This window comes from Tichowtungia aerotolerans (assembly GCF_009905215.1).
GTDB lineage: Bacteria > Verrucomicrobiota > Kiritimatiellia > Kiritimatiellales > Tichowtungiaceae > Tichowtungia > Tichowtungia aerotolerans.
On the sequence record NZ_CP047593.1, the window covers coordinates 3,225,420 to 3,237,936 of the forward strand.

A 12,517-nucleotide genomic window follows, 5' to 3' on the forward strand; every position below is an offset into this window, starting at 1 on the left:
GATTGTTTGTCTAGAAGGAGAAGCGATGCGGTTGTTATATCCTGGCGAACAGACGGAGCGCCGTGTGCGCACGATTGCCGATTGTATTCCAGTCTGCCTGACGGATCTCATCGCTTTGGTGAGCCATGAGCTGCCGAGCGGAATAATCCGTAAGTTCAGATAGCTGTATGGTGCAGTCATCCTGCAAAGGTGGGGCAGGCCGCCAGAGATTTCCGCCGGGAGGCACGGCAAAGGCGGCTTCGTTGTTTTTTCAAAGACCCGGTCAGGTAGAAACTGTGCATTGGATGACGAAAGTTCAAGGTCGTTTGAAATATCCTTTAAACGCATGTCTTGTGGATGGGGCGTGACATTCTGAAGCATTCGTATGCGTTTTAGAAATTAAGGTAAAATGTGAAATATTTTTATTTTTATTTTTCCTTTTATCTTGCATATGTCGCCGCTGCTGATTATCAATATTGTATGTCGATAGGTTGCATAATGTACAATCTTTCCGTTTGGGTGTGAGTTTTAGAAAGTAAGCGGATATGAGAGAAAATAAAAAAAACGGCCGGGTGGTAACGTTTGGTGAGGTGATGTGCCGGTTTTGTCCTCCGGACCATTTGCGGTTTGAGCAGGTGTCGCCAGGACCCTGGGATCTGACTTTTGGAGGGGCAGAAAGCAGTGTGGCTGCTTCGGTGGCAAGATTCGGAGGAACGTCGGAGTTTGTTACGGCATTGCCGGATCATGCAATCGCCGACAGCTGTCTTCGTCAGTTGACTTCTCTGGGCGTGGAGACTCGGCATGTTTTTCATGCGTTGAACAGTCGGATGGGCGTTTATTTTGTGGAACGTGGTGCCAACCAGCGAGCCAGTCAGGTGATTTATGACCGAACCCCCTCGGCTTTCTCGCAAGTCAGCGGTGATGAATTTGACTGGGCCGAAATTTTTGAAGGGGCTTCCTGGTTTCATACAACCGGGATCACGGCTGCGGTTTCTGAAGGGGCGGCCCAGGCCGCCTGCCTTGCGGTTCGCAAAGCGAAAGAGGCCGGCTTGACCGTTTCTGTGGACCTGAACTTCCGGGCCAAGCTGTGGAAGTGGAAAGTCGGACGGACAGCTGAAGAGCTGGCTCAGGAAATTATGCCGAAAATACTGCAGTTTACGGATGTGGTGATCGGTAATGAGGAGGATGCTCAGAAGACGCTGGGTATTTCTGCTGAAAATATAGATGTGGAGTCGGCCAATCTGAATGCTGACGGGTTTGCATCTGTCGCCGAAGAAATTATGCGGCGGTTTCCAAGCATCGGAGCGGTTGCTACGACACTGCGCGAGAGTATTTCTGCAACCCATAATAACTGGGGCGCTGTCCTATCGGTTCGCAACAGCGATCCGGTGTTTTCCCCCATGAAAAACGGAGATTATACGCCGTATGAAATCCATTCTATTGTGGATCGTGTGGGAGGAGGAGACGCCTTTGCCGGTGGGCTGATTTATGCGCTGAATTTCGGCGAGTTCGGCAACGAGCAGGCCGTTCTGGATTTTGCTTCTGCCGCTTCCTGTCTGGCACATTCAATCAGCGGAGATTTTAACTTTTCAACTCGTGAAGAAGTTGAACGCCTGGCTGACGGCATCGGCAATGGGCGGGTTGTGCGGTGAAATGTATGGGCGTATCAAAAATGAGAACGATCTTACGTGCGTGCGAAATAAACCAGAAAGGAAAAGAGGATGAAGGCAATAAGAGTCTTGCAGATTATCATAGTCGGTACCGTGGCGTTGGTTGCTTCTGCTCAGGCTGATACGGCATGGAATGCCGATGTTTCCATCGATGCAGCATGGAGTGTCGCTGGCAACTGGAGTGCCGGAGTTCCGGATTCCAATGATGTGGCATATTTTACAAACACACAGGCCACGACGTATAGTGTAGATGTGGACAGCGCGGCTCAGGCGCATAAACTGCATGTTACACAGGGGTACACTTTTGACGGGGCCGGTTCGCTTACTCTGATCCGTAACGATGCGTCCAGTCTGAATCAGACACTGGGGAATTATTCTCCATCCACGACCTTAACCATTAATACAGACGTAACCATCAACCAGCTGGGTGCCGGAGTGGCTGAGGTTTACAACCAGTACGCCGGTGGAAACTTGATCCTGAACGGCAGTTTTACGCAGACCGGAAATAACTACATTAACTTGTCCGGCCTGGGAACGATTGAGCTGAATGGCGATATTACGTTGGTTGACCGTTTTCGGTTTGGAAAAGATGGGCTGAACGTTGTCATCGGCGGCAGTGGAACAACTACCTCATCGGCGGCCTGGACGTTTGCGCGGGCAGCCAACCTGTATCTGAACAGAACCGGTGCTTACACCACGGCTGCTGAGTATCTGTATATGGAGAGAGCGATGCTTTTCCTCGGTGCGGATAATGCCCTCGCAGCCGGAACGGATGTTCGAATGAAAGCCAATTATGGAACAGGAGGAATTACCGCACAGGGATTCGACCAGGCATTTGGCTGGCTGGATGTGGATGCAGACGCGTTTTTTGATCTGGGAGGAACGGACTCAGTGTGGACTTTTGAAGATTCATCGCTGGCGATTTCCGACTGGGCATCTGGGGTTGTTCTGTACATTACCAATGCCCCGAGTGCGACCATTCGGTTTGCGATAGACAGTGGTTCCGGTGGAACCGGACTGACTGAAATCCAGATCGGAAAAATCTCGTTGGATGGAGTCGTGCTGACTTCGAATGACACCACGGTTGCTGATGGGTATCTTTATATTACCCCTTTGCCGGCAGCCGCTGAAACATCATGGAACAGTGATGTGTCTGAAGGCGCGGCCTGGGAGACTGCCGGGAACTGGAGCGATGGGGTTCCGGGCAGCGGCAGCGTGGCGTATTTTACAAATACGCAATCGACGACATATACTGTGACGGTAGACAGTGCCGCTATGGCCAATCAGCTGTATGCGGACCAGGCATATACATTTGATGGAGCGGGATCCATTACCCTGATTCGTAATGATGCGGCCAGTATCAATCAGGCTCTTGGAAATTATTCGTTGTCCACCACGTTAACATTGAATACGGATGTGACGATCAATGAGCTCGGTGCCGGAGTTGCCGAAATTTATAGTCAGTATGCGGGAGGACGTCTGGTCTTGAACGGCAGCCTGACCCATACCGGTAATAACTATATGAACCTGTCCGGGGATGGAACGATTGAGCTGAATGGAGACATCGATTTGGTGGACCGTTTCCGGTTCGGAAAAGACGGACTGAATGTTGTCATTGGCGGAAGCGGAACGACGGCTTCGTCGACTGCATGGACCTTTGCGCGGGCGGCAAATCTGTATTTGAACCGGACGGGAGCCTATACGACCGATCAGCAGTATTTGTATATGGAAAAGGCAATGGTAACTCTCGGAGCGGATCAGGCATTGGCAGAAGGCACCGATGTCCGTATGAAAAACAGCGTCGGAACCGGCGGAATTACCGCACAGGGATATGACCAGAACTTTGGATGGCTGGATGTGGATTATGATGCCTTCTTTGACTTCGCCGGCAGCGATTCAGTCTGGACGTTCGAGGATTCTTCTCTGGCTGAATCCGCGTGGGCTACCGATGTTGTTCTGTATATTACCAATGCGCAGAATGCGACCATTCGGTTTGCCATCGACAGCGGTTCAGGCGGAACCGGTCTGAGTGACTCGCAGATCGAAAAGATTTCACTAAACGGCACCCTGCTGACGACAAACGATACGAGCGTGAGCGATGGATATTTGTACATTGCGAACGGAGCAGGATCAGAGGCTCTGTATAACATGTGGGCTGGTGAGTATGAGCTCACTTCGCCGGAGTCGGATTTGTTGTCTGACCCGGACGGGGACGGCGCAAACAATCTGCTCGAGTATGCTCTGGGCGGCAATCCGACCAACTCGGATGCATCCGCAATTCTTCCGGTATATTCTGTTACCAATCAGAATGGAACGAACTGGCTGGAATATGTCTATTTTCGTCGTCTGGATGCTGCAGATCGCGGCATCAACTATACGGTTGAAAAAAACAGTAATCTGCTGTCGGTTGAGTCATGGAGCACCAATGGTATTGCTGAAACAAGTGCGCCTGTGGATGCCGAATTTGAATCCGTTACCAACCGGGTTTCAACAGGAGAGGCTAATGCTCAGTTTATGAAGCTGAATGTGGAGTTTTAACAGTCTGGTCTGCTGAAGGACAGTGAAAGGAGAGAGGCAATGAAAAAAAGAATACAGCTAATGAGCTCTGTTTTGTTTGTCGGTCAGATTCTCGGCCTGACGGCAGTTGCGGATTCATTCTGGTCGGTGGATCGTCCCGCCGGGGCGGTGTGGAGTGACGTGAGCAACTGGTCGACCGGGATTCCGGACACGGAAGATCGTGCTAATTTTGTGAACACACAGGCTACTACCTATGATGTCGATGTGGACACGAACGCAGTATTCAAAAAGATTCTGGTGTCTCAGGATTATAACTTTACAGGTACCGGGACTATTGAGCTCCAGCCGGCATCGGCGGCTCACTGGGATAAAGTAATTGAGGTGAATCAGGGCGGCGTTTCTCCGGTCTTTAATGTGGATGTGATGATCCATCAGACAACAGATTTCGTTCCCCGTATCGCTGTTTATCCGTCATCTGTGATTACATTTAATGAAACACTGACGCTTACAAACTCAGCCAATGCGTCCCGGCAGACGGACTTTAATGCGGCAGCTGCCACAGGAAGCATTGTGATGAACGGGGATCTTTATAACCACTGCGGAATGCGGTTCGGAAGCAGCGGTTTGACGACTGTGATCGGCGGCAGCGGAACAACCTATGGTCGAACAGACTCAGGTGCTGCAATTCTTGTAGCCGGGCGGCTGGAATTGAATCGTCCTCAGGCCCTGATTAACAGTGTTTTAAAACTGGAAGGAACAACCGTGGTGCTGGGTGCAGATGAGGCGGTGGCGTCCGGGGCGAATGTGGAATTCCGGGGCGGAACTGTTGTCGCTCAGGGATATGATCAGACGTTCGGACAATTGGATGTGTTCTCTGCCAATGTTGGTATTGATATGGATAGGTCGGATTCTATCTGGACGTTTGATGACTCATCGGCTGTCGCCTGGGACGGAGGAACGTTGTCGATCAGCAATGCCGGGAATGCCATTGTGCGTTTTGAGATTGGAAGCGGAAGCGGTTTGACGGAATCGCAGATCGGGCAGATTAACCTGAACGGAAGTACCTTGTCTTTGGGCGATACAACTGTGTCGAACGGATATCTGTATGTCGCTAAACCGTACGTTGCAACCGGGGACACTTTCTGGAAAAGCGATGTGGCTTCCGGTGCTGCATGGAGTGACTTTGGAAACTGGACGGCTGGACGCGCGAGCACAGCCGGACGTGCCAACTTTGTCAACGATCAGAGTGCGAGCTATGATGTAGATGTCGACATGGATGCCGTAATTAAGAAAATTCTGGTTTCTACTAATTATATCTTTAACGGAACGGGATCCGTTGAACTGCAGCCGGCGTCTTCGTCGCATTGGGATCCGGCCATTGAGGTGAACAGAGCGGATGCTTCTCCGGTCTTCAATGCGGATGTGAAGGTAGTTGGATCGACTGACTACGTGATGGATATCCGCAACTCTGGAACACTGACATTTAACGGATCGTTAATGCTGACCAATACGGCATACAGCCGGCCCGTTAACTTTAATGCAACCGGCACGACCATTATCAACGGCGACTTCTACAACTACAGCGGTCTTCGTATGGGGTCGAGCGGTACTGTGATCATCGGTGGCGACGGTACAACATACGGCACCGGGCCTTTGACGCTGGGGTCCGGCCGGGTGGAACTCAACCGCGCGGGCGCGGTTCTGAACAGTTCCATTCTGTTAAGCGGAACAACTGTTTCGTTAGGCGCTCATGACGCGATCGGAACCACTGCTGATATGACGCTGAATGCCGGCGGACTTGAGGCTGCCGGATACAATCAGGATTTCGGTTGGCTGGATATCAGCGATAATCAGATATCGTTTGATATGGACGGTTCTGTTTCGGTCTGGACCTTTGCTGACAGTTCTTCGCAGGGATGGGGTTCCGGAAGTATTGCGATTACGGATGTTGGAAATTCTGTGATTCGTTTTGAGCTCGGCAGCGGAACGGGGCTGACTTCTGCACAGATTGGACAGATCCGCATCGACGGCCAGACTCTGACGGTTGGAGATACTACGGTTGAAGACGGATATCTCTACATTACAGCACCTGCCGGCCCGGCCGTATATTATGCCGGATGGGCCGGATCCTACGGGCTGTCTGAGCCCGAAGCAGATCTGCTGGCTGACCCGGATGGAGACGGAGCAAACAATCTGCTCGAGTATGCTCTGGGCGGCAATCCGACCGCTGATGATGCTGCGTCAATTCTGCCGGCTTTCGGCATCGTTAATGATGGCGGTGTAAAACGGTTTGAATACCGTTATCTGCGCCGTCTGGATGCGGTTGATCGCGGCCTGACCTATGAGGCGTTGCGCGACGGAAGTCTGCTCTCCGGAAGCTGGACGAATACAGGTATTACGGAAACATCCGGTGCTGAGGATGCTGTTTATGAAGCGGTTACCAACAGCATTTCCATGGATGTGGAGGGCGCTCAGTTTATGAAGCTGAATGTGGAGTTTGAATAAACATTGAATCATACTGTCTGCCGTCAGTGAAAATCATTGGCGGCAGATTTTTTATTAAAGGAGTAGGAATCGGCATGGTTAAGAAAGCAGTACTTTTTAGGGGAGCATCCTTGTTGTGTCTGACCCTGGCGGGGTGGATCTGTTCTGCTCCGATCTCCGGCCCGGGAGCCAAGGTTGAATCGCTGTCCGGAGCGACCGTGGAGATGTTTGTTCCCGGTGTGGAAATATTTTCAAACCGCCGGTTCACGCTGGCCGAATGTCCTGACTTTCTGAACGGCATTCCGTTTTTTCAGGAGGACATTAATACGTCATCGTTTCGGGTTCTGAAGGATGGCGTCATTACCGTGCTGACGCCGGAGTCGGACCACTTTAAGAGTGCACAGTTCCAGGCCTTGGAAACGTCCGGTTTTACCCGCGTCGAAGAGCCGCCGCTCTTTCAGCTTTTTGGCGATTCTCCTGCCAACAAAGTGCGCATCTACCAGAAGTCCGTAAAAGCCGGCGCAGACTACACGTTCGGTAAGTGGGTGGTTGTGCTCGGTTTTGAAGACGAACAGATTGCGCAGATCAATGCGAAGAAAACCGCGCTGGCCGATGCGTTAAAATCTGCGGCATCCGGCCCGGGAGCCGGCCTTGAACTGACGGGTGGATATGAGGCGGATTGCGTGGATGTTTTCACGCCCGGTGTGAAGCTGTTTTCCAATCGTGATTTTGTGCTGAATGAATGTCCCGAATCACTGGCCGGGCAGCTTTTTCTGCGCGGAAATATTAACGGTGATAAATTCAACGTTGTCCGGGACGGCACGCTTACCGTGCTGACGCCGGAGTCGGATCAATTTAGCAGTGCGCAGGGCGGCGCCCTGATGCAGGAAGGCTTCCAGCGGGTCGCGGAGCCGCAGCTGTTTCAGTTGTTTGGCGATCTTTCAGCAAACAAAGTCGGCATTTACAGCAAAAAAGTGACGGCCGGCGAACAGTACGCATTTGGAAAATGGACCATCGTGCTTGGGTTTGCGGTCGCGGAGCCATGGAAGCCAAAGCCGTGGAACGAAAACGAAGGCGAGGTGCTGTATAACGGAATTCAGCTGCCGGAGGTTTGGCCGCCGGAACACATCGATCCAAGATCCAAAAAACCGATGCCGGTTCCGTACCTGGATTATCCGCCCGAAGTGATTCCGATTGATGTCGGACGGCAGCTGCTGGTCGATGATTTCCTGATTGAAAAAACCGACCTTCAGCGCACCTTCCACTATCCGGAAAAATATGAAGGCAACCCGGTCCTGAAACCGGAAAATGATTTGGAGGACGGCGCAGGAAGCGGATGGGCCGGAGCGACTCCTAAGAGCGGTGGACTTTGGTGGGATCCGGACGCACAGCTTTTCAAGCTCTGGTATGAGGCTGGCTGGCTGGGAACAATCTGCTATGCAACCAGCAAAGATGGAATCCATTGGGATCGTCCGGAAACGGATGTGCTGTCCGGCTATAATCAGGTTCTGCCGTTTGGGCTGAAGCCGGACTCATGGACCGTTGTCCGCGACTGGTGGACCAAAGATCCGGACGCAAAATATAAAATTTTTGTACGCGGTCCCGGCGGAAAGCCGGAAGGCGCCATGTGCTTCGAGTCTCCCGATGGAATTCATTTCGGAGACTACACCATGAGCGGTGTAATGGGCGACCGCAGTACGATGTTCTACAACCCGTTCCGTAAAAAATGGGTGTACAGCCTGCGCAGTTCTTTCCGGGGAAGATCCCGTCATTACTGGGAAGCCGATGATTTTATCGACGGTTGCAAATGGCCGGACTTTGACTTGAAAGGGGCAAGCTGGGAAAAAGGACAGCCGGTGATCTGGGCAGCATCGGACGAGCTGGATCCTGAAGATGTCGAGGTGAAACAAGGCACACAGCTCTACAATCTCGATGCGGTGGCATACGAAAGCATCATGCTCGGCTTCTATCAGATCTGGCGCGGGCCGCACAATCATCAATGCTTCGGTGTTCCGAAAATCACGGAGCTGAATTTTGCGTACAGCCGCGACGGATTCCACTGGGCGCGCCCGGACCGCAACACGGCCATTGAATCGAGTCGTGAAGCGGGGACGTGGGACCGCGGCTATGTGCAGTCGCTCGGGAATATCTGTGTGCTGCGCGGCGATAAAATCTGGTTTTATTACAGCGGCTTTGCCGGAGATGAAAGCCGGCCGAAAGGCGGCATGTATGCCAACAGCGCGATGGGATTGGCCACTTTGCGCCGCGACGGATTTGCATCCATGGATACCCGCTTGAGCGGCGAACTGCTGACGCGTCCGGTTACCTTTTCCGGAAAATATCTGTTTGTGAACGCCGATGTGCCGGATGGATCGCTTCAGGCGGACGTGCTGGATCAGAATGGAAACGTGGTTGCAGAGACCGTTGCGTTTACAGGCGACAGCACCATTCAGATGATGTCGCTGAGTAACGGCAGTGATCTATCGGCGCTGGAGGGGCAGCCGGTCCGCTTCCGCTTTAAGCTGGATAACGGCGCGCTCTATTCGTTCTGGGTCAGCAAAGATGAGTCCGGTCGAAGCGACGGCTATGTCGCGGGCGGCGGCCCCGGCTATGATGGCGGGATCGATACGGTTGGCGCGGCGGCTCTGTCGGCAGAAAAAGAATTTTCGAACCGATAAGAGGCGTTCGTGAAATGGCTGGCTGTACTGTTCGTTCTTTTTAATCCGCCGGAGTTTTACAACAACTACTGGCAGGCGAACGTACAGCCCGGTGCGGTCTGGAGTGATGCCGCCAACTGGAGCCGCGGGATACCGGGGCTTCGGGATCGCGCTGTCTTTCTGTATCCGCAGAGTGCAACGGATGATGTGATCGTTGACTCATCAGTGCAACCCAAGAAGATTCTGGTGTCGCGCAGAACCGTCTTCGTCGGCGAGGGAATCATTACGGTTCAGCCGGATTCCGCAGCGCATTGGGACATGGCGATTGAAGTCAATCAGGCTGCGGCCGAAGCCGTCTTCGATTGCGATGTCACCGTTCTTGGAACGACCGACTATGTTTCCGATGTTCGGAACTACGGCACACTGACATTCAACGGACCGCTCACACTCACGAACACCGCGTACAGCCGCCCGGTAAATTTTAATGCTCCGGGAACGACCGTCATTAACGGCGACTTGCAGAATCATTGCGGAATACGTGTCGCGTCCTCAACCGTTCGCATTGATGGCCGCGGCACAACAACCGGATACGGAAGCCTGCTGATGAGAGGAGGGCGGCTGGAACTGAGCCGTGAAAATGCGCTGGCTCCCGGTACTGCTGTGAATTTTGACAGCGGGACCATTGCTGCCAATGGAGCCCATCAGCATCTGGGAGTTCTCGACATTGCGGACAACAATGTTGTTCTGGATCTGACCGGATCGGCTTCTGTTGTTACATTTTCAGACTCGTCCGGTGCCGGCTGGGGCAGCGGCAGGCTGATCATTACGAACGAGGCGAGCGCAGTGGTTCGTTTTGCCGGAAGCGGGTTGACATCAAGCCAGATCGGGCAGGTTGTAGGTGCGGATGCTGTGCGGACGAACGGATATCTCTACCTGACGTCGCTGAGCCGAAGCAATCAGCTCTCCGGTGCCGGAGCAGAAATCAGTGTGCTGAGCGACGATGACGGCATCGGCCGTTTTTTTGCGGGCGTAAAACTTTTTTCGGATCGTTCCTACACGTTGACGGAAGAGGTTCCTGATTTTTTAGCGGGCAGCCTGTTTTTGAGAAGCAGCATCACGACCGTTTCCGTAGAGGTTGTCAAAAGTGGAATTTTGACTGTGCTGACGCCAGAGTCGCAGCAGTATTTCAGCTCCCGCGTTGAAGACGTGGAAGCGCTGGGTTTTATTCGCATCACCGCGCCGGAACTGTTTCAGCTGTTCGGCGATCTGTCCGCTAATAAAGTGCGGGTGTATCAGAAACATGTTGAGGTTGGAGAACAGTATGATTTTGGCAAATGGACCGTGGTCCTCGGGTTTTCCGATGCCTGGAACTGTGAGTGGTCCGATTCCCGCACGTTGTATAACGGGATTCGTTTGCCGGGCATCTGGCCTCCGGAAGACATCAATCCGTCGTCAACAGCGCCTATGCCGGTTCCGTATTTGGAGAAGGTTCCGACGGTGATTCCGATCGACGTCGGCCGCCAGCTGTTCGTGGATGATTTTCTGATCGAGGAAACCGATCTGGTTCGAACATTTCATTATCCTGAAAAATACGCCGGAAATCCCGTGCTGAGTCCGGAGACGGAATTAGAACTCGATCCAATCAGCGGGCTGGCAGTTGCCGCCCCGAAGAGCGGTGGTCTTTGGTGGGATCCGGATGAACAGATTTTTAAACTGTGGTACGAGGCGGGCTGGCTGAGAACCATTTGCTATGCGGAGAGCACCAACGGGATTGACTGGGTTCGTCCGGATCTGGGCGGTAATTCAAATCAGGTTTTGCCGGCCGGGCTGAGGACGGACTCATGGACCGTGGTCCGCGATTGGTGGACGGACGATCCTGATTCAAACTATAAAATTTTTGTGCGTGGACCCGGCGGTTCGGCGCTGGGTGCCATGTGTTTTGAGTCGCCGGACGGATTGACGTTTGGCGACTACACCATGAGTGGCGTAATGGGTGACCGCAGCACCATGTTTTATAATCCGTTCCGCCGGAAATGGGTGTTCAGTCTGCGGGCGTCCTTTGCCGGACGCGGACGGGCGCGGCACTATCGGGAGGCTGATGATTTCATCAGCGGAAGCCAGTGGGATGCTCAGAATCTGGACGGTAGCGACTGGCAGTATGGACAGCCGGTTGTCTGGACCGGAGCGGATCAGCTCGATCCGCCGGATCCGGATATAGGGCTTACTCCGCAACTCTACAATCTGGATGCCGTGGCGTACGAAAGCATCATGCTCGGTTTCTATCAGATCTGGCGGGGACCGAATAATGAAGACTGTCTCGGCGTTCCAAAAATCACCGAATTGAATTTTGCCTACAGCCGTGATGGATTCCATTGGGACCGTCCGGACCGCACCACAGCCATTGCGTCGAGTCGCGAAGCCGGAACATGGGATCGAGGCTACGTGCAGTCGCTCGGCAACATCTGTGTGCTGCGAGGTGATGAAATCTGGTTTTACTACACCGGATTCGCCGGCGACGAAAGCCGGCCTGCCAGCGGGATGTACGCCAACGGGGCGATGGGGCTGGCAACGCTGCGTCGCGATGGGTTTGCATCGATGGATGCTGCGCAGAGCGGAGCGCTGCTCACGCGTCCGCTCACTTTTTCCGGCAGTCATCTGTTTGTGAATGCCGATGTTTCGAATGGATCACTTCGCGCGGATGTGCTGGATCAGAGTGGAGCCGTGATTGCGCAAAGTGTTTTGTTTGAAGGTGACAGCACTATTCACAGGATGGACGGCATCGATCTGTCTGCGTTGTCCGGGCAGTCGGTGCGCTTCCGCTTTACTGTTGAAAACGGCGCGCTCTATTCATTCTGGGTCAGTCCGGATGAAACCGGCCGAAGCGACGGCTACGTTGCCGGCGGTGGTCCAGGCCACACAGGTCCAACCGATACGGTTGGGGTGGGATCTTTAATGGGGTTTGAAGAGTGAGAGCCGTACTGATGCCAAGGGGATTCCGTTCCTTCGAGAACTCACTTAAGTAACGGTTTAACCTTTTTTTGCCAGTTCGGGTTATGCGGTATGTTTGCTGTAATATGCTATTTCTTGTTAATATTCCCTATTGTGGAATTTGCTGGCTGTATTGCATACTTTTTCTCGGTTTTTGAACCAAGACGCTGGCGCAAACGCTCTCAGGGAACGACGGTTCAGGGAGACAAAGAAATACATGTT

General features: G+C 53.0%; 6 protein-coding genes. All 6 read left to right on the top strand.

What is annotated here, in order from left to right:
* Positions 1-25: 25 nt before the first annotated feature.
* On the top strand, positions 26-163 hold the full coding sequence (locus GT409_RS13165) for a hypothetical protein (RefSeq protein ID WP_160629525.1): 138 nt from the start codon (positions 26-28) through the stop codon (positions 161-163).
* 361 nt (positions 164-524) lie between these two features.
* Entirely contained in the window at positions 525-1,631 is a 1,107-nt protein-coding gene (locus GT409_RS13170; RefSeq protein ID WP_160629526.1) for a sugar kinase, read from the top strand.
* Between the two features lie 69 nt (positions 1,632-1,700).
* Entirely contained in the window at positions 1,701-4,187 is a 2,487-nt protein-coding gene (locus tag GT409_RS13175; protein ID WP_160629527.1) for a hypothetical protein, read from the top strand.
* A gap of 39 nt (positions 4,188-4,226) precedes the next feature.
* Positions 4,227-6,671 (top strand): hypothetical protein, encoded by a 2,445-nt coding sequence (locus tag GT409_RS13180; RefSeq protein WP_160629528.1) that lies wholly within the window; start codon positions 4,227-4,229, stop codon positions 6,669-6,671.
* A gap of 74 nt (positions 6,672-6,745) precedes the next feature.
* Positions 6,746-9,328 (top strand): hypothetical protein, encoded by a 2,583-nt coding sequence (locus tag GT409_RS13185; protein ID WP_160629529.1) that lies wholly within the window; start codon positions 6,746-6,748, stop codon positions 9,326-9,328.
* Positions 9,329-9,337: 9 nt separating this feature from the next.
* Positions 9,338-12,277, top strand: a complete 2,940-nt coding sequence (locus GT409_RS13190) for a hypothetical protein (protein WP_160629530.1) — start codon at positions 9,338-9,340, stop codon at positions 12,275-12,277.
* The last annotated feature ends 240 nt before the right edge of the window (positions 12,278-12,517 follow it).